The organism is Actinomadura sp. 9N215, assembly GCF_044326345.1.
In the GTDB taxonomy this organism is placed as follows: Bacteria; Actinomycetota; Actinomycetes; order Streptosporangiales; family Streptosporangiaceae; genus Spirillospora.
Genome location: NZ_JBIRBA010000009.1, coordinates 120,330 through 141,405, shown reverse-complemented (window position 1 = coordinate 141,405; position 21,076 = coordinate 120,330). Strand labels below are relative to the sequence as shown.

Annotated in this window: 15 protein-coding genes; 10 read left to right on the top strand and 5 right to left on the bottom strand. The window is 73.2% G+C overall.

Annotation, left to right across the window (positions count from 1 at the left end; translation table 11 throughout):
• Positions 1 to 195 precede the first annotated feature (195 nt).
• The gene (locus tag ACH34T_RS17370) at positions 196 to 1,902 is read left to right on the top strand and encodes a dolichyl-phosphate-mannose--protein mannosyltransferase (RefSeq protein WP_395993159.1); all 1,707 of its coding nucleotides are present in this window, start codon (positions 196 to 198) and stop codon (positions 1,900 to 1,902) included.
• A 21-nt stretch (positions 1,903 to 1,923) separates the two neighbouring features.
• On the opposite strand, the gene ACH34T_RS17365 is transcribed toward ACH34T_RS17370, so the two are convergent.
• Complete coding sequence (locus tag ACH34T_RS17365; protein WP_395993158.1) at positions 1,924 to 3,126, bottom strand: MFS transporter; 1,203 nt, start codon at positions 3,124 to 3,126, stop codon at positions 1,924 to 1,926.
• A 113-nt stretch (positions 3,127 to 3,239) separates the two neighbouring features.
• Here ACH34T_RS17365 and ACH34T_RS17360 point away from each other — a divergent pair, with 113 nt between their 5' ends.
• Together ACH34T_RS17360 and bla are read left to right on the top strand one after the other, a co-directional pair.
• On the top strand, positions 3,240 to 4,256 hold the full coding sequence (locus ACH34T_RS17360; RefSeq protein ID WP_395993157.1) for a LacI family DNA-binding transcriptional regulator: 1,017 nt from the start codon (positions 3,240 to 3,242) through the stop codon (positions 4,254 to 4,256).
• Positions 4,257 to 4,358: 102 nt separating this feature from the next.
• Positions 4,359 to 5,333, top strand: coding sequence for a class A beta-lactamase (gene bla / locus ACH34T_RS17355; RefSeq protein ID WP_395993156.1), 975 nt, complete (start codon positions 4,359 to 4,361; stop codon positions 5,331 to 5,333).
• A 13-nt stretch (positions 5,334 to 5,346) separates the two neighbouring features.
• Here bla and ACH34T_RS17350 read toward each other — a convergent pair whose 3' ends face one another.
• Complete coding sequence (locus ACH34T_RS17350; RefSeq protein WP_395993155.1) at positions 5,347 to 6,999, bottom strand: penicillin-binding transpeptidase domain-containing protein; 1,653 nt, start codon at positions 6,997 to 6,999, stop codon at positions 5,347 to 5,349.
• Between the two features lie 140 nt (positions 7,000 to 7,139).
• Here ACH34T_RS17350 and ACH34T_RS17345 point away from each other — a divergent pair, with 140 nt between their 5' ends.
• From ACH34T_RS17345 to ACH34T_RS17330, 4 genes are all read left to right on the top strand, one after another.
• Positions 7,140 to 8,102: a LysR family transcriptional regulator gene (locus tag ACH34T_RS17345; RefSeq protein WP_395993154.1), complete on the top strand. Its 963-nt coding sequence runs from the start codon at positions 7,140 to 7,142 to the stop codon at positions 8,100 to 8,102.
• Positions 8,099 to 9,028 (top strand): serine hydrolase, encoded by a 930-nt coding sequence (locus ACH34T_RS17340; protein ID WP_395993153.1) that lies wholly within the window; start codon positions 8,099 to 8,101, stop codon positions 9,026 to 9,028. The genes ACH34T_RS17345 and ACH34T_RS17340 overlap by 4 nt, the downstream gene beginning before the upstream one ends.
• 172 nt (positions 9,029 to 9,200) lie before the next feature.
• The gene (locus tag ACH34T_RS17335; protein WP_395993152.1) at positions 9,201 to 12,113 is read left to right on the top strand and encodes an AAA family ATPase; all 2,913 of its coding nucleotides are present in this window, start codon (positions 9,201 to 9,203) and stop codon (positions 12,111 to 12,113) included.
• A 19-nt stretch (positions 12,114 to 12,132) separates the two neighbouring features.
• On the top strand, positions 12,133 to 13,698 hold the full coding sequence (locus ACH34T_RS17330) for a toprim domain-containing protein (protein ID WP_395993151.1): 1,566 nt from the start codon (positions 12,133 to 12,135) through the stop codon (positions 13,696 to 13,698).
• Here the strand turns inward: ACH34T_RS17330 and ACH34T_RS17325 are convergent.
• Complete coding sequence (locus ACH34T_RS17325; RefSeq protein WP_395993150.1) at positions 13,688 to 14,983, bottom strand: amidase; 1,296 nt, start codon at positions 14,981 to 14,983, stop codon at positions 13,688 to 13,690. The genes ACH34T_RS17330 and ACH34T_RS17325 overlap by 11 nt on opposite strands.
• 470 nt (positions 14,984 to 15,453) lie before the next feature.
• Here ACH34T_RS17325 and ACH34T_RS17320 point away from each other — a divergent pair, with 470 nt between their 5' ends.
• From ACH34T_RS17320 to ACH34T_RS17310, 3 genes are read left to right on the top strand one after another with little or no spacing between them, the layout of a single operon-like run.
• Positions 15,454 to 17,853: a phosphoketolase gene (locus ACH34T_RS17320; protein ID WP_395993149.1), complete on the top strand. Its 2,400-nt coding sequence runs from the start codon at positions 15,454 to 15,456 to the stop codon at positions 17,851 to 17,853.
• Positions 17,841 to 18,953 carry an acetate/propionate family kinase gene (locus tag ACH34T_RS17315; protein ID WP_395993148.1) on the top strand — a complete coding sequence of 371 codons (1,113 nt, stop codon included), beginning with the start codon at positions 17,841 to 17,843 and terminating at the stop codon, positions 18,951 to 18,953. The genes ACH34T_RS17320 and ACH34T_RS17315 overlap by 13 nt, the downstream gene beginning before the upstream one ends.
• Before the next feature lie 30 nt (positions 18,954 to 18,983).
• On the top strand, positions 18,984 to 19,628 hold the full coding sequence (locus tag ACH34T_RS17310; RefSeq protein WP_395993147.1) for a dihydrofolate reductase family protein: 645 nt from the start codon (positions 18,984 to 18,986) through the stop codon (positions 19,626 to 19,628).
• A 40-nt stretch (positions 19,629 to 19,668) separates the two neighbouring features.
• Here the strand turns inward: ACH34T_RS17310 and ACH34T_RS17305 are convergent, their stop codons facing one another.
• Positions 19,669 to 20,232 carry a dihydrofolate reductase family protein gene (locus ACH34T_RS17305; protein ID WP_395993146.1) on the bottom strand — a complete coding sequence of 188 codons (564 nt, stop codon included), beginning with the start codon at positions 20,230 to 20,232 and terminating at the stop codon, positions 19,669 to 19,671.
• A gap of 1 nt (position 20,233) precedes the next feature.
• Positions 20,234 to 21,049 carry an alpha/beta fold hydrolase gene (locus ACH34T_RS17300; protein ID WP_395993145.1) on the bottom strand — a complete coding sequence of 272 codons (816 nt, stop codon included), beginning with the start codon at positions 21,047 to 21,049 and terminating at the stop codon, positions 20,234 to 20,236.
• Positions 21,050 to 21,076 lie beyond the last annotated feature (27 nt).

Sequence of the window (21,076 nt, the reverse complement as noted above, 5' to 3'; positions counted from 1 at the left end):
CAGCCACCGCCGCGACCACGCAACAACCGAAACCGTCGCGATCGTGTCCGAAGGCAGGTTTCGAGCTTGCGAGCAACCTGATCGCGCAGCGAGCCGCCAGGCGAGTCGGAGCGATGCAGCGATCGCATCGCGTTTCTCGACGATGGAGGGCCGCCAAGGCCCGAAGGAGGAGAGAAATGCAAATAAACTCGCGGGATGGCGACGGATCTCGTTCACGCCCCGGCGACCGGGTCGCGGCGCAGGCCGCCCCCGCTCAGGGAATGGCTCGCTCCCGCGATCCCCGGCCACCCGCTGCTGTCCTGGCTCGGGCCGCTCCTGGTGACGGTGTTCGCCGGGTACCTGCGGTTCGACGGCCTGGGGTCGCCGAAGCAGGTCGTCTTCGACGAGACGTACTACGCCAAGGACGCGATGGCCCTGCTGAAGTTCGGCTGGGAGCACAACACCGTCAAGAACGCCGACAAGATGCTGATCGCCGATCAGCACGCGAACGTCTGGGGGGACGGGCCCTCGTTCGTCGCGCACCCGCCGTTCGGCAAGTGGATGATCGCCGTCGGCGAGTGGATGTTCGGCGCGACGCCGTTCGGATGGCGGTTCATGCCCGCCCTCGCCGGGACGCTGTCGGTGCTGATCCTGTGCCGGGTCGCGCGCCGGATGACGGGGTCGACGCTGCTCGGCTGCGCCGCCGGGCTGCTGCTCGCCGTGGACGGCCTGGCATTCGTGACGAGCCGCACCGCGCTCCTCGACATCTTCGTGATGTTCTGGATCCTCGCCGGTTTCGCCTGCCTGGTGAACGACCGCGACCGCTCCCGCCGCGTCCTCGCCGAGAAGATCGAGCGGGGCGACGCCTCGGTCTACGGGCCGTTCCTCGCGCACGGCTGGCGGTGGGGCGCGGGGGTCTGCCTCGGCCTGGCCTGCGCCACCAAGTGGACGGGCGTCTTCTACGTCGCCGCGTTCGGGCTGATGGTCGTCCTGTGGGACTACGGGGCCCGCCGCGCCGCCGGGGTCAGGGCGCCGCTCACCGGGACGGTGCTGCTGGAGGCCGTCCCGGCGTTCGTGCAGCTCGTCGTGGTCGGGGTCATCACGTACCTGGTGACCTGGTGGGGCTGGATCTTCAAGCCGGGGGCGTGGGGACGCGGTGAGGCGTCCAGCCATGTGCTGTGGCGCCCGTTCGAGGCCATGCCGGACCTGTGGCGCCACCACAAGCAGATCCTCGACTTCCACACCGGGCTGGACGACAAGCATCCGTACCAGTCGTGGCCGTGGGACTGGCCGGTCCTGAAGCGTCCGGTCGCGTTCTTCTACACCGAGCCCAAGGGCGCCTGCGGCGGCGCGACGCGCTGCTCCCGCGAGATCCTCGGGATCGGCACGCCCGCGCTGTGGTGGGGCGCGCTGGCGGCGCTGATCGCGGTGCTGTTCATCTGGGTGATGCTGCGGGACTGGCGGGCCGGGGCGATCCTGGTCGGCTTCCTCGCCGGGTGGCTCACGTGGTTCCCGTCGGCGTTCTCCGAGCGGACGATGTTCCTGTTCTACGCGACGCCGCTGATCCCGTTCATGGTGCTGGCGGTCGTCCTGGTCCTGGGCTATCTGATGGGGCCCGCGCCCGCCTGGTTCGCGGGCGCGCACGCCGCCCGCCGAGGCGAGGACGCGGACTACCACGACGACGCGGAGGGCGGCGCGTCGACGCTCCCCGGCTACGGGCAGGGCGGCGGCGCGCACACGCCCGTGCACCCGGGCGCGCCGCCTCCGGGCGCGGGGACGCGGCGGCTGGTCGGCGCTGCCGCCGCGGGCGCGTTCATGCTGGTGGTGCTGGCGAACTTCGCGTACTTCCACCCGATCCTGTCGGCGCAGACGATCCCGTACGAGGACTGGCACGAGCGGATCTGGTTCGACTCCTGGGTCTAGGCCCCCCGACCGGGCAGCGGGTCAGGCGGTGGCGTTGGCGGGGACGGCCGGGGCGGTGCGCGGGCGGAGCGTCCGGGCGCCGAGCAGGCAGCAGGCCAGGGCGAGGACGCCGCCCGCCCCGGCCCCGGCGAACGCGCCGGGGACACCCGCGAGGTCCTGCCCGAGCCCGGCGGCGAACGAGCCGGCCGAGCTGCCCGCGCCGACCGCCGCGACGACCCACGCGAACGCCTCGGTGACGGTCCCGCTCGGCGCGAGCCGGTCGACGAGCGTGAAACTGCACGCCAGCACGGGCGCGAGGAACACGCCGGACACGAACGCCAGCACCGACATCGCCGCCAGTCCCGGCGCGACGACGAGCGGGACGTATCCGGCGGCGAGCGCGGCCAGCAGCCACGGCAGCCGCCGGTGCGGCGCGCCCGCCCACCGCCGGGCCCCGTAGACGATCCCGCCGGTGAGCGCGCCGCCCGCCATGCACGCCAGCAGCAGCCCGGACGCGATGCCGCTGTCCTGCCGTTCGGCGTAGGCGACGACGGCGACCGCGTACACGCCGAGCGCGATCCCCGCGCACGCCAGGGACAGCAGCAGCACCCGCAGGCCGGACGACCGCAGCGGACCGGCCCAGTCGGAGGCGCGCGGCTCGCCCGTCCAGCGGCGGGACGGCCCGGACAGCGCGACGATCAGCGTCCCGGCGACGCCGAGCGCGCCGGTCAGCAGCAGCGCGGTCTCGGTGTTCACGACGGCCGCGGCGACGACGAGCAGCGGCCCGAGGGTGAAGAGGAGCTCCTGGGACGCGGCGTCCAGCGCGTACGCGGCGTCGACCTGCTCGGGGCCGTCGAGGACGTCCGGCCACAGCGCGCGCAGCCCGGCCTCCAGCGGCGGTGTCGCGAACCCGGCGACGACCACCGCGACCACGGCCGCGGGCAGCGGACCGGCGCCGACGGCGGCGAGCAGCCCGAAGCCCGCAGCGGACGCGCACGCGGCCGGGACCAGGACGCGGGGCTGCCCGAACCGGTCCATGGCGCGGCCGAGGACGGGCTGCCCGGCGGCCATCGCCAGGCCGAGGATCGCGGCGAGCGTCCCGGCGAGGGGGTAGCCGCCGCCGTCCGCCCGGACGTGCAGGACGACGGCGAGCATGGCCATCCCGTTGGGCAGCCGGCCGAGGAGGGTCGCGCCGAGCAGCCTCCCCGCATACGGCCGTCGCAGGAAGACGACATAACCCCGCATGATCCCCCCGTATAGATCCCCGTCATACGTATTACCTGCCGGGGTCATACGTACCACTCCGCGGCGGCGCGGCGCTAGTCTGAAATCGTCCAAGATCCGCCAGGGAGGCCCAGGTGCCGGCAGTCAGCCGTCCCACCAGCAAGGACGTGGCTCACGAGGCCGGGGTCTCGCAGTCCACGGTCTCGCTCGTGCTCGGCGGCAAGTGGACCGGCCGGGTGTCCCCCGCCACCGCGCGCAGCGTGCGCAGCGCGGCGGAGCGCCTCGGCTACCGGCCCAACCTGGCGGCCCGCAACCTGCGGCTCGGCACGACCCGGACCGTCCTGCTGATGGTCCCGACACTGACCGCGCCGTTCTTCGGCCCCGTCTACACGGGCGCGGCGCGGGTGGCGTCCCGGCACGGCTTCGGCGTCGTCGTGTCCACCTGGTCGGACGACACCGCCGGACGCGCCGACAGCCCGTTCGCCGCGCCGGACGAGGCGATCGACGGCGTCCTCGCGTCCTCCATCGCCGTGGAGGCGCTCGGCGAATTCCGGCAGACGCCCGCCGTGATGCTCGACAGCGGCCCGGCCGACCCGGCGGACCCGGCGGGTCACCGCGTCCCCACGGTCGACTTCGGCGTCGCGGACGGGATGCGCGACATCGCCGCGCACCTCGCCGGACTCGGCCACCGCCGCTTCGGGCACGTGGCCGCCGCCGTCGACCAGTGGACGTTCCGCGCCCGCGCCGACGCCCTCGCCGACGCCGTCGCCGCGCTGCCCGGGGCGACCCTGCGGCGCGCCTCCTGCGCGATCGACGTCGGCTCGGCCAAGGACGCCGCCGCGCGGCTGCTGGACCGTCCCTCCCGGCCGACGACCCTGATCTGCGACGACGACCTGATCGCCGCGGGCGCCTACAAGGCGGCGCGGGCCCGCGGCCTGGACGTCCCCGCCGACCTGTCCGTCACGGGGTTCGACGACGTGCTGCTCGCCACCGCGCTGGAGCCGGAGCTGACGACCGTCCGGCTGCCGGCGGAGGAGCTGGGCGCGCAGGGCATGACGGCGCTGCTCGACCTCCTCGCGGGGCGCCGTCCCGCGCCCCGCGTCCTGCCGGGGCAGCTGATGATCCGCGGGTCGACCGCGCCTGCCGTGTAGGCGTCGCTCCAGTTCAGGGCGTATTCATAGGGAAAGCGCTATCGATATGCGTCCAATATCAATATTGGACATGCCGTTGCCCGCTCTGTTCTGCTCTGCTCCATGAAGACTCGCGCTTCCCGGTTCCGGACGCCGCTCGGCGCCGCCGTCCTCGCCCTCTCGGCCTTCGCCGCGATCGCCGGCTGCGACTCCGAGGCCGTCCCGAAGAGCGGCCCCACCGCGGAGGGCGGCGCGTCCCAGCGCCCGCAGGCCTCCGCGCGGCCCGTGCCCGCGCCCGCCCAGGCCGAGGTCACGGAGAAGCTCCGCCGCCTGGAGAAGTCGCGCGGCACGCGCATCGGCGCGTACGCCGTCGACACCGGCACCGGCCGTTTCGCGGGCCACCGCGCGGACGAGACGTTCCCGTTCGCGTCCATGTTCAAGGCGATGGCCTGCGGCGCGGTCCTGCGGAAGGCGCGCGGTTCCGACCCGGGCCTGATGGACCGTGTCCTCCGCTACACGAAGAGCGATCTGCTCCCCCACTCACCCGTCACCGAGAAGCACGTGAACACCGGGATGACGGTCGCCGACCTGTGCCACGCGACGATCACCCAGAGCGACAACACCGCGGGGAACCTGGTGCTGAAGGAGGTCGGCGGGCCGTCCGGCCTCACCGCCTTCCTCCGCTCCCTCGGCGACACGGTCAGCCGCAGCGACCGCTGGGAGCCCGGCCTCAACGACTGGCGGCCGGGCGAGCGGCGCGACACGACCGCGCCGCGCGCCTGGGCGGGGAGCCTGCGCACCCTCACGGCGGGCGACGCCCTCGCGCCCGCCGACCGCGACCGGCTCAACGCCTGGCTGAGGGCCACGGTCACCGGCGACAAGCGGATCCGCGCCGGGCTGCCCGAGGGCTGGACGGCCGGCGACAAGACCGGCACCGGCGGCACCTACGGCAGCGCCGACGATGTCGCGATCGTCTGGCCCCCGTCCCGCGCCCCGCTGGTCATCGCGGTGCTGACGACCAGGCCGGACGCGGAGGCGGAGACCGACGAGCGGGCCATCGCGGAGGCCACCCGCGTCCTCGTCCAGGCCCTGCGCTGAGCCCGGCGGCCGGTCAGAGGCCCTTGAGGAAGTTCGCGGCGATGGGCGCGGCCGCCTCGGCCCCGGTGCCGCCGCCCTCGACGATGACGGCGAACGCGACGTCCTTCCGGTAGCCGATGAACCAGGCATGGGTCGGCGGGTTCTCGCCTTCGCCGAACTCGGCGGTGCCGGTCTTGCCCGCCGTACCGGACGGGAACGCGACGCCGGACGCCGTCCCCTCGCTGACCACGGCGGGCATGATCGTCTGAAGCGCCTTCTTCACGGCCGGTTCGAGCCTCTTCGGCGGCTCCGGCTTCCGGCCGCCGGTGTCCACGGCCTGCACGGCGTCGCCGGCGCTGACGAGGCGCGGCGACCTCCAGGTGCCGTCGGCCGCGGCCGCGGCGACGGCGGCCATGTTGAGCGGGCTGGTCAGCACCTGGCCCTGCCCGAAGGACGCGGCGGCGAACGCGGTGTCGTCCTTGTTGGCGGGGAACGCGGCGCGGACGGCCGGGACCCCGGCGATGACCGGCGCGTTGAAGCCGAACTGCGTCGCGACCTGGGCGAGCCGCTTCTCGCCGAGCCTGTCGACGGCGAGCCGCGCGAACGTGGTGTTGCACGAGTGCGCGAACGCCTCGCGGAACGGGATCGTCCCGAAGTCCTCGTGCTTGTAGTTATGAAAGGAGCGGCCGCCGACCGTGGTGGTGGCGGGGCACGCGACCTTCGTGGCCGCGCCGGTGCCGCCCGCGACGAGCGCGGCGGCGGTGACGACCTTGAACGTCGATCCTGGCGGGTACTGGCCCATCAGCGCCCGGTTGTAGCCGCCGGGCTTGTTCGCCACGGCGAGGATCTCGCCCGTGGACGGACGCAGCGCGACCATCGCGGCGGGCTTCTTCGCCGCGTTGAGGGCCTTCCCGGCGGCGGCCTGCACCTTCGGGTCGATGGTCGTCTGGAGGGACTTGCCGGGGCTGTCGTCGAACCGCTTGAGCGTCTTGACCGGGTCGCCGCTCGCGTCGACGATCTGCACGGCGAGCCCTGGCGTCCCGGCGAGCCGCCGCTCGTACTGCTTCTGAAGGCCGTCCATGCCGACCGGGTCGTCCTTGCGGTAGGGGGCGCGGAGCCTCGTCGCGGCCTCGGCGGACGCGGGCCCGACCGGCCCGGCGAGCTGCCGCGCGGACCCGGACGGCGAGTCGGTCAACGGACTGCCGTCGACGGCGAGGATCGCCGCGCGCTCCGGCCAGACACGCCCGGCGCTCAGCCGCTGCCCCTCCTTGAGCTCCGGGTACAGGAGCTGCGGCGACCACCGGACGCGCCACTCGCCGTCCTGCTCGACGAGCGGCAGCGGCGCCTCGTACTTCCACGTCCGGGTGCCCGCGAGGAGCAGTTCGGCGCTGTAGGACGCGCCCGCCTTCCCGCCGTCCGCGCTTCCCACGGACGCGACGGTGTAGCGCTGCGAGGTGAGCTCCAGGTCGTCGTACATGCGGGTGAGGCGCTGCTCGAAGTCGGCGGGCGGCCGGTCGGTCAGCGCCTTCATCGCCGCGTGGTCGCGCTTCGTCCAGGCCGCGAGGTAGCTCTCCGCGGTGTCCCTGGGGTCGTCTCCCCTGGTCAGGAACCACACCGTCCCCGCCACCACGACCGCGGCCGCCGTCGCGGCCGCCGCGACGGCGACCATCCGGGATCGGCGCATCATCGATCTCCCCCCTGAAGCACACAGGGCCCCTGAAAGACGCGGGCCCCTGAATGAAGACACAAGGACACCAGCCGTGCGCCGAAATGTCCAAGATTGATATTAATGTCATAGGTATATCCGAATTGATATGATCGCTGGTCGTGAACGTCGTCGGCCATCTGCGGTGCTTCGTCATCGTCGCGGAAGAGCTGCACTTCGGCCGCGCGGCGGAACGTCTCGGCATGGCGCAGCCGCCGCTCAGCCAGCGCATCCAGCGGCTGGAGCGGGAGCTCGGCGTCCGGCTGTTCGACCGGACGAGCCGGCGCGTCGAGCTCACCGCGCCCGGCAGGCTCCTGCTGGACGAGGCCCGTGACATCCTCACCCGCGTGGAGCGCATCTACTCCGTCGCTGAGCGGGCCAGGCGCGGCGAGGTCGGCACGGTGCGGGCGGGCGTGCCGAGCGACCTCGGCGGCCCGATCGTCGCCGCGCTGATCGCCGCCTTCCGGGACCGCCGTCCCGACCTGCGGCTCGACCTGCGCGAGACGGGCACGGCCGGGCAGGTCCGCGCGCTCGCCGAGGGCGCGCTGGACGCCGGGGTCGTGCGCCACCCCTGCGACTCCCGCGACCTCGAACTCGGCCCGATGCTCGCCCAGCCCCTCGGCGCCCTCCTCCCCTCCGCCGCCAGCGCCGACCGCCACGCGGAGGTCCACTTGGCGGACCTGCACGGGCTCGACCTCGTCGTGCCGCCGCGGGAGGACGCGCCCGGCGCGCACGACGACCTCCTCGCGGCCTGCCGCCGGCACGGGTACGCGCCCGCCGCCGTCCACGAGGCGCGGCATCCGCAGTTCGCGCTGGGACTCGTCCTCGCGGGGACGGCGGTGGCGCTCGTCCCCCGCACCGACGACTCCGCCGGGGCGACGTGGCGTCCGCTGGTCGGCGGGCCCCTCGCCTGGCGGACGTCGTGCGCGTGGCGGCGGGCCCGCGACCCCGAGCACGCCCGCGCGATCGCCGACTTCACCGCCGTCGCGACCGCCGTCCTCCGCACCGAGGCGGGCATGGCGCCGCTGGACGGCGCGCCCGCCCGCCGCGTCGTCCCGCGTCCGTCGTCCGGATTTCTGGCATGAGCGAGGTGAGTCCGGGCGTGAGCGCGTCGCGGGACGTCCGGGCGGACGTGGTGGAGCGCATCGAGGCGGAGTTCCGCTCCGCGGGCGTCACCGGGTTCCTGCACGCCGCCGACATGGACACCGGGCGGGAGGTCGCCGTCCGCGCCGACGCGCTCGTCGTGCTCGCGTCGGTGTTCAAGGTGCCGCTGCTCGTCGCGTTCCACCGGCAGGCCGCCGAGGGGCTGATCGACCCGTCCGAGCAGGTCACGCTGCCTGCGGACGGCCGCACCACCGGGCCCACCGGGGTGTCGGGAATGCTGGACGAAGCCCGCCTCTCGCTCCGCGACCTCACCTTCATGATGATCACCGTCAGCGACAACGCCGCCGCCGACGCCGTGCTGGACCGGGTCGGCCGGGACGCGGTCAACGCGACGGCGGCGGCGCTCGGCCTGCGCGACACCGTCGTCGAGGTCAGCGGCCGCGAACTGCACGAGACCCTGCTCGCGGACGCCGGGGCCGGCAGCGTCGCCGACGTGTGGGCCAAGCTGGACGAGCCCGGAATGCGGTCCCGCCTCCGCGCCCTCGACCCCGCCAGGACGAGCCGCAGCACCCCCCGCGACATGACCCGGCTGCTGTCGGCGATCTGGCGGGACGAGGCCGCGCCGCCCGAGGGCTGCACGGCGATGCGCCGGTTGTTCGGGCTCCAGGTGTGGCCGCACCGGCTGTCGTCCGGGTTCCCCTACGACGACGTGGTCGTCAGCGGCAAGACCGGGACGCTGCCGACCCTCCGCAACGAGGTCGGGGTCGTCGAGTACCCGGACGGCGGACGGTACGCCGTCGCGGTGTTCACGAGGTCGCCGCTGCCCGTCGCCGTCCTGCCGGAGGCCGACGCCGTCATCGGCACCGCCGCCCGCATCGCCGTCGAGTCCCTCCGCCGCCGCCCCTGACCGCGCACCCGCCCGCCGGTCTGTTCGCACCGTCGCCCGCCGGACCGTTCGCATCGACCGCGCGACTGAACGTGACAGCCCCAATACCTCTGATTGGGCGGACCGCTAACCCGGCACTCCCTCGGGAAACGTAGGCTGTACCCCTGCTTTGATCGTTCTTGGGGAGACTTCTTTGCGGCTGCCGGAGCACCTTGAGCTACTGCTCACCGACGAGCCGGTCCTCGACGTCTACTCGCACGGCCCGTGGCGCGTTCCGGACGGGCTCTTCGAGGAGATCTCGGCGCGGATCGACGGGCTGGCGGCCGACCCGCGGGCCGCGGACCTGACCACCGACGAGCACAAGCTGCTCACGCTGCCCGCGTCGCTGGTCACCGCGGAGATCTTCGGCATCCTGGCGTTCCTGCCCGGCGGCGGCGCGATCAAGGCGGGCTCGTGGTCGCAGCTGCCGGAGCGGCTGCTGTACCGGCATCTGGTCAACCCCGGCCCGATCAGCACCCGGATGACCCGCTGGGACGCGCCCGGTGGCCGGTGGCGGCCACCGGTCGACTGGTTGATCGAGGCGCCCGACCGTGAGCTGGCGATCGACCTGGCGCGCGACTGCCTGTCCGTCCTGGAGGGCGTCGAGCCGCTGGAGGAACGCCGCAAGGCGCTGCTGCGGATGTACGACGACCCGCCCGCCTGCGACGTCAACCTGCCGAAGATGGAGCTCCGGGAGCACTGGCACGCGCACGCGGGCGACGACATCGTCACCGCCGTCCCGGAACTGCTCGGCCCCGTCGGCTACCTGGAGTGGGTGTGCGCGGGCCTGCTCGCCGCGTACGAGCACCTGACGGACGCGGCGCCGCGCGACGAGAACGTCGAGGTGCACCTGGTCCAGTTGCTGTTGCAGGGCAGCATGGAGCACGTCCCGGCGGAACTGGCCGCCGCGCTCGGCGAGGACCGGTACGGCGATCTCCAGCAGCGCTTCCCCGGTGAGCGTCGCGGGTTCAAGCCGGGCGCGTGGCAGGAACGGACGCGGGCGTGGCTCGTCCGGGCCCTGGTCGCCGGGGCCGCCGACGCCTGCCGCGGCTGGCTCGACATGGCGATGCGGTTCATCGCGGTCGTGCAGGGCCTGCCGGGCGACCCGTGGTTCCCGAAGGCCGAGTGGATCCCGGTCGGGCAGTTCCAGACCGACCTGCGCCGCCTGTACGCGCCGCGCCGCCGCGTCGTGAACCCGCTGACCGAGACGCTGAAGAGCGTCCCGGCGAAGGCCGCCAGGCCCGCCGGGTCACGGTCGCGCGGGCGTCCGGAGATCGCCACGTCGCTGGTCGGGCAGCCCGAGGTCGTGCAGGCGCTGGACGAGCTGACCCGCGGCGACGAACCCGTCCGGCTGCTGCTCGCCGGGCCCGACGCCACCGGCAAGCGCGACGCCGCGCAGGAGCTGGCGAAGGCCCTCGCGCTCGGCCGCGACCCGCACTGGGTCACCGACAACCTGTTCACCGGGCAGCGGCTGTCGGACGCGGTCGCCAAGCTGCACGCCGACGCCCGCGACTGCGCCGGGGACCGGCTGCTCATCATCGAGGGCCTGGACGGCATCGTCACCGACCCCGGCAACGGCGAGGCCATCGCCGCCGAACTGCACCGGCTGCTCGCCGTCCATCCGGACCTGCACCTGGTGGCGCTGTGCGACGCGGGCGGCGAGGACCGGATCCGCGAGATCAACCCCGTCCTGCCGCAGCGGTTCCGCATCGCCAGGACCCGCCCGTTCACCGCGGACGGGCACGCCGAGCTGTTCCGCCGCGCGCTGGACGCCCGCGGCGCCCGCGGCACCCGGCAGGCCGTGGAGGCGGCGGGCGCGCTGCTGGCCGCGACACCGCCGATGCAGACGCTCCGCAACGCGCGCCTGGCCCCTCACCTCGCCGATCAGGTCGTCGCCACCGTCCGCGCCCGCATCGCCAAGGACCCTGCCGCGGCCGCGACGGACGCAACCAAAACTGCAACGGCCTCGGACAAGAGCGCAACGGACCCAGCCAAGAACACAGCAGCCAAGGCCGCGACGGCGGCGCCCGCCAAAGACCCGGCCCAAGACGCCGCGACGACCGCCAAGGACGCGGGCGGCCGGGACGCGGCGCCGGCCGCCAAGGAAGTGGTCGTCCGCAAGCACGACATCCCGGACACGCTCGACACCTCGCTCGCCGCCGGGAACCCGCTCGCCGAACTGCACACCCTCACCGGCCTCGACACCGTCAAGCACGAGATCGCGCTCATCGTCGCCGGGACGCACGCGGCGCGGCTGCGCAGCGAGTCCGGGCTGCAGATCACGCCGCCGACCCGGCACATGGTGTTCACCGGCAACCCGGGGACCGGCAAGACGATGGTGGCGCGGCTGCTCGGCCGCATCTACAAGCGGCTCGGCGTGCTGTCGTCCGGGCACCTCATCGAGGCGTCCCGCGCGCACCTCGTCGGCGAGTACATCGGGCAGACCGCGCCGCGCACCCGCCGCCTGGTGGAACGCGCGCTCGGCGGCGTCCTGTTCATCGACGAGGCGTACACGCTGACGCAGTCCCCGCTGAAGGGCGACTACGGGCACGAGGCGATCGCCGAACTGGTCAAGCTGATGGAGGACCACCGCGACGACCTCATCGTGATCGTGGCCGGGTACCAGCAGGAGATGGCGGAGTTCCTCGTCGCCAACCCGGGCCTCGACTCGCGTTTCCCCAAGCAGATCCACTTCCCCGACTACACCGACGACGAGCTGATCACCGTGTTCGGGCAGCTCGCCGCCGCGGACGGCTTCAAGCTCGCGCCCGGGACCGACGACGTCCTGCTCGCGATGCTGCGCCGCGCGCCCCGCGGCCCGTCGTTCGGCAACGGCCGCCTCATGCGCAACATGCTGGACGTCGCCGTCGCGAACCAGGCCGACCGCGTCGCGTCCGCCGCCTTCGCCGCCAAGAGGCAGGAGACCGCGAAGAAGGAAGGCGGCAGGAAGGAAAGCGGCAAGAAGAAGGTCAGGACGCCCACGAAGAAGGAACTGATCACGCTGACGGCCGAGGACCTGCCCCCGCTCCTGGATCATCCCGAGGAATTCTTCGGCCTGTACCTGTAGCCCGGTGGGTATGACGTAGATGGCTTCCCCGCCCGCCGAAGGCGAGGAGGTCTCCATGCGCCCGGACGACCGGCGTCTCCTGCGGGCCATCGCCGATCGGGAGACGGCCCGGCTGCGGGACGGGACGCGCCCTTGGTCATGGTGGCTGGAACGCGCCGTCCTGCACGGGCGCCGCCACGGTTACACCGCCATCCTCCTGATCGGCGCGCAGTGGCGGGGCGCCACGGACGTCCGCTCGTACGAGGCGTGGCGTTCCGCGGGCCGCCAGGTCAGGAGGGGCGAGACGGGCATCCGCGTCCTGGGCCGGACGACGGGCGCCCCGCGCGCCGTCTTCGACGTGTCCCAGACGGACGGCCTCCCGCTCCCCCAGACGCCCGTCCACCGTCCGCCGGACGCCGAACACCACCTCGCGGCCATCCAGGCGAGGGCCCCCGACCGGGGCGTGCGGCGGATCGAGGCCGACTCGGTCGCATTCCTCGTCGCGGCCTGGCTCGGCGCGGAGCCGCCCATGCCCGCCTTCCCCTCGCGGGCGTTCTGGGCGGGCCCGGGACTGGGCGACCGCATCCTCCGCACGGCCAGGCGCGTGCACGGGCGCGTGTCAGGCGCGTCCGCGTCCCAGAACGGGATCATGGCGGACGCCCACCGTTTCTTCCGCGCCCGGCTCACCACCGGCTGGGTGCCCGGCTACCTGGCCGGACGCGGGTTCCCCCCGGGCGTCCAACGCCACTGGCGGATCGGATGCGCACCGCCGGGGCCGCACGCCCTCACCGGCCACCTCCGGACGCTCGGCCACGGCGACGACGAGATCGCCGCCGCGGGCCTGGCGCGTCCCGACGCCGCCGGACGCCTCCGCGACACGTTCCGCGACCGCGCCATGTTCGCGATCCGGACACCGGACGGCGCCGTCGCGGGTTTCATCGGACGCCGCCGCGACGGAGCCCCCGGCCCCAAGTACCTCAACGGCCCCGACACGTCCCTCTTCCACAAGGGCGAGCTGCTGTTCGGGCTGCACGAGGCCCGCGACCGCCTCGCGGCCGGGGCGCGTCCCGTGATCGTCGAGGGCCCGCTGGACGCGATCGCCGTCACGATGGCCGGGCCCGCCGAGTACGCGGCCGTGGCGACGTGCGGCCTCGCCCTGACCACGGCGCAGCTGGCCGCCCTCGAAGAGGTCGCCGATCTGGAGGCCGCGGGCGTGCTCGTCGCGCTGGACGGCGACCCCGCCGGACGGTCCGGGACCGTCCGCGCGTGGGAGCGGCTCGCCGGTGTCGGCGGCCCGGTCGAGACCGCGGGCCTGCCCGACGGCCACGACCCCGCCGGGCTCCTCCAGGCCGAGGGCCGCGCGGCCCTCCGCCGGGCCCTCCGCACCCGGACGCCGCTGATCGACGCGGTCGTCGACGCCGCCGTCGATCGCGCGGGCGGGACGCTCGGGTCGCCGGAGGAACGGCTGGCCGCGATCCGGGCCGCGGCCAGGATCATCGCCGTCCGTCCGGCGGAGGCGGCGCGTCAGGTCGTCCGCGTCGCGTCCCGGGTCGACGTGCCGCCCGCCCTCATCACCGAAGTGCTGGTGGACACCGTCAGCCCGTGAGCGCGGCGAGCCGTCCGGCGGCGTCGAACAGCAGGCTCTCGCCGCCGCGCCGGGTGACGAACTGCGCCCCGACCGGCAGCCCGCCGACCGTCCCGGCCGGGACGCTCAGCGCGGGCAGGCCCAGCACGTTCCACGCGCAGGTGAGGCTCACCAGCGCCGGCGCCCACCGGCCGAACGGCCCCTCCGTCTCGCCGATCGGCGGGGCCGTCATCATCATGGTCGGCAGGGCCAGCAGGTCGTAGCGGTCCAGCAGACCCGCCACCTGACCGGCGAACTCGTCCCGTTCGCGGAACGCCCGGATGTACCGCCAGCCCAGCGTCCGCGACGCCTGCTCCAGGCGTTCCAGCGTCAGCGGCTGGTACCGCTCGGGCGCCTCCGCGACGCGCTCGGCATGGATCTCGTACGCCTCGCAATCCTGGATCGCCCGGAAGATCCGCCGCAGCTCGAACAGGTCGAGCGGCTCGGCGGGCGCGTCCGGGAACAGCGCCCGGACGGTCCGCACCACCTCCGGGTCGGCGGCCTCCGGCTCGATCCAGGCGACGCGTCCGGTCCGGACGCTCTCGTCGGCGGGCGGCGGAACGGCCTCCGCCAGGCCGGTCAGCGCGTGGTAGGCGATCCGGCAGTCGTCCGCGGACCCGGCGAGGACGCCCACGTGGTCCAGCGACGGCGACAGCGGGAACACGCCGCCGGTCGGGATGACGCCGTACGGCGGCTTGAACCCGGCGATCCCGCAGAACGCGGCGGGGATTCGCACCGACCCGCCCGTGTCCGTGCCGAGGGCGAGCGGGACCATACCGGCGGCCACGGCGACCGCGCTGCCGCTGCTGGAGCCGCCCGACATCCGCTCCCGGTCGTGCGGGTTGCGGACCGGCCCGTTCACCGACACGTCGCCGCTGCCGCCGTACGCGAACTCGTGCGTGCCCGTCTTGCCGACGATCACGGCGCCCGCGTTCCGCAGCAGCGTCACGCAGGCCGCGTCCGTCTCCGCGACGTGCCCGTCGAAGTGCGCCGACCCCATGCCGGTCGGCAGTCCGGCCACGTCGATGATGTCCTTCACCGCGACCGGGACGCCGTGCAGCGGGCCCCGGCCGACGCCGGACGCGAGTTCCTTGTCCGCGTGTTCGGCGGCCGCCTCGGCGCCCTCGTGGTCGAGGGTGACGAAGGCGTTGAGCTCCGGGTCGACCGATTCCAGCGCGTGCGCCAGCAGTCCCGCCGCCGACGCGTCGCCGGAGCGCAGATCGCGTCCGAGGTCCGCCAGCGTCCGTCCGGTGAAGAACCCGCCCATACCGCCTCCCATCAGTACCGTCCCGTCCGGACGGCCCTGCCGATCTGCGTACCATGACAGACCGTCCGGCGGCGAGCCCGGCGCCGGGTATCGCGCTCCGTCGCCTGTTCGTCGCGGAGCGTGCGCCTCTCGTCGCAGATACCCGACCGCCCGTCGACCGCGGCCCCGAACCGGCGAACCTACGCGCGAGTAGGCGGCAGGCTGCAACGCACCTGGTCAGACGCTCCCACCGGTTCGCTGGGGGGCGGGGCGGTGGCCGCCCGTCTCCGGACGCGGTCACCGCCCCTGTAACCGGTGACGTCGACAGGTGGGGGGACAAAGCCACGGCGGCACGGCGAAGGCGCGCACCCGCCGCCGTGGCTCTGTCATCGCAGCCGCCCCCGCCGCCGTGGTGACGGCGGTTGAGGCGCCCGATCGCGGGGACGTGAACCTTCCAGCGACAAGCGGCGCCGGAGGGCAGAGGACGCGCGATGACCCAGCCCAGCACACCCCAGACCCAGACCCCGTCAGGTCATCACCCGGTCGGGTTGACCGACGACGAGGTCCGCCGGATCGACGCGTACTGGAGGGCGGCCAACTACCTGTCCGCCGGGCAGATCTACCTGCTGGACAACCCGCTGCTCCACGAACCCCTCGCCCCGCGGCACATCAAGCCGCGGCTGCTCGGCCACTGGGGCACCTCGCCCGGCCTGAACTTCTGCTACGCGCACCTCAACCGGGTGATCAGGGCGCGCGACCTCGACATGATCTACATCATGGGTCCGGGGCACGGCGGCCCGGCGGCCGTCGCGAACGCCTGGCTGGAGGGCACCTACAGCGAGGTCTACCCGGACGTGTCGCTGGACGCCTCCGGCATGCGTACGCTGTTCCGCCAGTTCTCGTTCCCGGGCGGCATCCCGAGCCACGTTGCCCCGGAGACGCCCGGGTCGATCCATGAAGGCGGCGAGCTGGGCTATTCGCTCGCGCACGCGTACGGGGCGGCGTTCGACAATCCGGGCCTCGTCGTGGCGTGCGTCGTCGGCGACGGCGAGGCGGAGACGGGTCCGCTGGCGGCGAGCTGGCATTCCGACAAGTTCCTGGACCCGGTGAAGGACGGCGCCGTCCTCCCGATCCTGCACCTCAACGGCTACAAGATCGCGAACCCGGCGGTGCTGGCGCGGATTCCCGAAGAGGAGCTCGTCCAGCTCCTCGACGGCTACGGATACCAGCCGTTCCTCGTCAGCGGCGACGAACCGGCGTCCATGCACCGCAAGATGGCCGCTGCGCTCGACCAGGCCCTGGACGAGATCGCCGACATCCAGCGGAACGCCCGCGAGGGACGCGTCTCCGAACGCCGCCGCTGGCCCGTCATCGTCCTGCGCTCACCCAAGGGCTGGACGGGCCCGAAGGAAGTCGACGGACGACCGGTCGAGAACACGTGGCGCTCCCACCAGGTCCCGCTGCCCGGCGTCCGCGACAACCCGGAGCACCTGGCGCAGCTGGAGAAATGGCTGCGCTCGTACCGTCCCGACGAACTGTTCGACCGTGACGGGCGCCCCGCCCCCGGCCTGCGCGCCCAGGCGCCCGAAGGCGACCGGCGGATGAGCGCCAACCCGCACGCCAACGGCGGACTGCTGCTGAAGCCGCTGATCCTGCCCGACTTCCGCGACTACGCCGTCCCGGTCGACGAGCCCGGTACAACGTCGTCCGAGCCGACCCGCACGTTCGGGACGTACCTGCGCGACGTCGTGCGGGCCAACCCGTCCAACTTCCGCATCATGGGCGCGGACGAGACCGCGTCCAATCGCCTCGGCGCGGTGTTCGACGCGACCGACCGCGTCTTCCAGGGCGAACGGCTCCCGACCGACGAGCACCAGGGCCCGTCCGGGCAAGTGATGGAAGTGCTGAGCGAGCATCTGTGCCAGGGCTGGCTGGAGGGCTACCTCCTCACCGGACGGCACGGCCTGTTCAACAGCTACGAGGCGTTCGTCCACATCGTCGACGCGATGTTCAACCAGCACGCCAAATGGCTGAAGGTCACCCGGGACCTGCCGTGGCGCCGCCCGATCGCCTCCCTGAACTACCTGCTCTCCTCCCACGTGTGGCGGCAGGACCACAACGGCTTCACCCACCAGGACCCCGGCTTCCTCGACGTCGTCATGAACAAGAAGCCGGAGATCGTCCGGGTGTACCTGCCGCCGGACGCGAACACGCTGCTGTCGGTCGGCGACCACTGCCTGCGGTCCCGCGACTACGTCAACGTGATCGTGGCCGGGAAGCAGCCCGCGCTGAACTGGCTGCCGATGGACGAGGCCGTCGCCCACACCACCCGCGGCATCGGCATCTGGGAATGGGCTTCCAGCGACAACGATGCGGACCCGGACGTCGTGCTCGCCTGCGCGGGCGACGTCCCGACACTCGAAACGCTCGCCGCCGCCGACCTGCTCCGCGAACTCTTCCCCGACCTCCGCGTCAGGGTCGTGAACGTCGTGGACCTCATGCGGCTCCAGCCGTCCAGCGAACACCCCCACGGCCTCCCCGACCGTGACTACGACGCGCTGTTCACCACCGACAAGCCGGTCATCTTCGCCTTCCACGGCTACCCGTACCTGATCCACCGGCTCACCTACCGCCGCACCGGACACCACAACCTGCACGTCCGCGGCTACAAGGAGGAGGGCACGACCACCACGCCCTTCGACATGGTCATGCTGAACGACCTGGACCGCTTCCACCTCGTCATGGACGTCATCGACCGCGTCCCGTCCCTCGGCGGACGCGTCGCCCACCTCCGCCAGCGCATGACCGACCGCCGCCTGGCCCTCCGCGCCTACACCCGCGAGCACGGCGAGGACGCCCCGGAGATCCGCGACTGGACGTGGCCGCATTGAAGATCCTGACCGTCAACCCAGGTTCGAGCAGCCTGAAACTGAGCCTGCTGGACCACGACGACACGCTCCTCACCGAGGACGCGGGCCCAGGCCACGAAATCGCCGACATCATCACCCGGATGCCCGCCGAACCGGACGCGATCGGCGTGCGCTTCGTCCACGGCGGCACCCGCTATACGGAACCGATCCGGATCGACGCCGCCGTCACCGAGCACCTGCACGATCTGGCCGACCTGGCGCCCCTCCACCAGCCCGCGTCCCTGCACGCCCTTTCAGAAATCAAAAGCGCCTTGCCCGGCGTCCCGGCCGTCGCCTGCTTCGACACCGCGTTCCACGCCACGCTCCCCGACGCCGCCGCCACCTACGCGCTGCCCGCCGAATGGCGCGAACGGTTCGGCCTGCGCCGCTACGGTTTCCACGGCTTGTCGTTCTCCTATGCCGTCCGCCGCACAGCCGAACTGCTCGGCGGCATCCCACCCCGGATGGTCGTCTGCCACCTGGGCTCCGGCGCGTCCCTCTGCGCCGTAGCCGAAGGCCGCTCAGTCGACACCACGATGGGCTTCACACCCCTCGAAGGATTGATCATGGCGTCCCGCGCGGGCAGCATCGACCCCGGCATCCCCCTCTGGCTGATCGAACACGGCCTCTCACCGCAGGACGTCAACTCAGCCCTCGAACGGGCCTCCGGCCTGCGCGGCCTCACCGGCACCGGCGACATGCGCCGCATCCGCGACCTCGCCGAGCAGCGCGACGTGAACGCCCTCGCCGCCCTGGACGCCTACCACCACCGCCTCCGCGCCTGCGCCGCCGCGATGACCGCGTCCCTGGGCGGCCTGGACGCCCTCGTCTTCACGGGCGGCGTCGGCGAACACGACCCGTCCGTCCGCATGCGCCTCACCGAGGACCTCGCCTACCTGGGCACGTCCATCGACCCGGACCGCAACGCCACCGCCGACGGCGACACCGACATGACATCCGCCGACGCCTCCGTCCGCACCCTCGTCGTGACGGCCCGCGAAGACCTGGAAATAGCAACCGGCGTCAGACGAATCCTCACAACCGGCGATGAGTCTGGCGGCGGCCGCGGGTCTACCTGCTGATCAGGACAATCAACTCATCGGGAGTGGAGCATGGGCCTCATCCATATCGAGATGTTCGCGACCCTCGACCTGGTCGGGCAGGCGCCCGGCCGCCCGGAGGAAGACCCGTTGGGGTTCGCGTTCGGGGGCTGGCAGGCGCCGCTGATGGACGACGTCGCCGCGGCGCAGATCGGCGCCTCGTACGAGGGCACGGACGCCCTGCTGCTCGGCCGCCGGACGTACGACATCTTCGCCGCGTTCTGGCCGTACCAGGAGGGCGGCCAGGACAACGAGATCGCCACGCTGTTCAACAGCGTCCCGAAGTACGTGGCCTCCCGCGGCAAGCCCGACCTGTCGTGGGCCGGGTCCACGCGGCTCGGCCCGGATCTGGCGGGCGCGGTGCGCGAGGTCCGTGACCGGCACGAGCACGTGAAGGTCGTCGGGAGCCTGAACCTCGTGCAGACCCTTCTGCGCGAGAAGCTCTTCGACCGTCTGGACCTGTGGGTGCATCCGATCGTGCTCGGTACCGGGAAGAAGGTGTTCGACGGCGGCGCGGTGCCCACGAACGTCACACTCCTCGAACCGCCGGTGGCCACTCCGAAGGGGGCCGTGTACCTGCGGTACGGGCTCGCCGATGGCACGCCCGGGACGGGGGACATGAGCGCACCCGATCGCGGTGCCGGGCGCGACGGCTGAATCCGCCCCAGGTGCGTCGGCGGTGGATCCGCCCGAGTGGTCAGCGGGTGCGCTGGTGGGTGGTCACGAGGACGCCGTCACCGTAGGTCGTCGACCCGGTCAGGGCCCAGGCGGTCTTGTCCGGGGTCGACGCCCAAAGCTTGCGGCCGTGGCCGAGTATCACGGGGAACCACATCAGGCGGATCTCGTCGACGAGATCGCGCGCGAGCAGGCCCTGGACGAGCCGGATGCTGCCGGGCACGGAGATCTCGCCGTCGACGTCCCGCTTGAGCCGGGTGACCTCCTCGGTCAGGTCGCCCGAGAGCACCGACGTGTGCTGCCATCCGGGGTCGGTGAGCGTGCCGGAGACGACGTATTTCGGCATGCCGTTGTACTTGTCCGCGAGCTCGCCCTCGTACTGCGGCCAGGCGGAGGCGAAGCCCTCGTAGGTGGCACGGCCCAGCAGCAGCGCCTCGGCGGCGAGGGCCTCGTCGGTCTTGAACTGCTCGCCGTCCGGGCCGCGGTCGAAGTCGAAGGTCCAGTTCGGGTACTTGAAGTCCTCGCCGCCCGGCGCCTCGACGACGCCGTCCAGGGAGATGAACTCGGTCACGACGATCTTTCCCATGTCAGGCTCCCCTGGTGAATCCGCGCAGGGCGGGCGCGAGGACGTCCGCGGTCGTGCTGTGGTTCTCGCCCGGGATCGCCTTCAGCGTCGCGGTCGGCAGGTGGTCGGCCACCGCTCTCGCGCCCGCGGCGAGGGCGGGCCAGGTGCCGTCGCCGTGGAGGACGAGGACGGGGACGCCGACCCTGTCCCACAGCCCGGCGCGGAGCGGCCTGCCGGACATGGTGTCCCCGACGATCCGGCCGTCGTAGGCGATCGTCGGCGCGATCGCTTCGAGCCCCGGCCAGAAGTCGCTCTGCCGCATTTCGGCGACGGCGTCCTCGGGCATTCCCGCGGCGGCGGTCATGAACAGCGCCACGGCGTCCCCGGGCCGGCCTCCGGCGACGGCCGCGTCGAGCCGCTCGACATAGTCGGGAGGGAGCGGCGGACGGACGTCGTCGACGACGACCGGCGGCTCCCACAGGACCAGGCGCGCGATCGGGACGCCGGCCTGCGCCGCGTGGAGGGCGAGGAGCGCCCCGGACGACCAGCCGAACACCGTCGCCGGGCCACCGCCGCCCGCCTGCTCGATGATCGCGGCGAGGTCCTCGACCTCGCGCCCGACCGCGTAGGGGGCGGTGTCCCCGCTCTCGCCGCGCCCGCGGCGGTCATAGTTGATCACCTGGAAGTCGCCGGCGAGCAGCTCCGCGGTCTGGGCGTTCTCCGGGGTGGTGGCGCGGTGGGCGGTCGCGCCGTCGATGAGGACGATCGGATCGCCGCCGCCCCACGCGGAGTAGGCGATGACGGTGCCGTCGGCCGAGGTGACAATGCCCTGGGACATCGGGTCGGACCTTTCTCGTGATCGGTG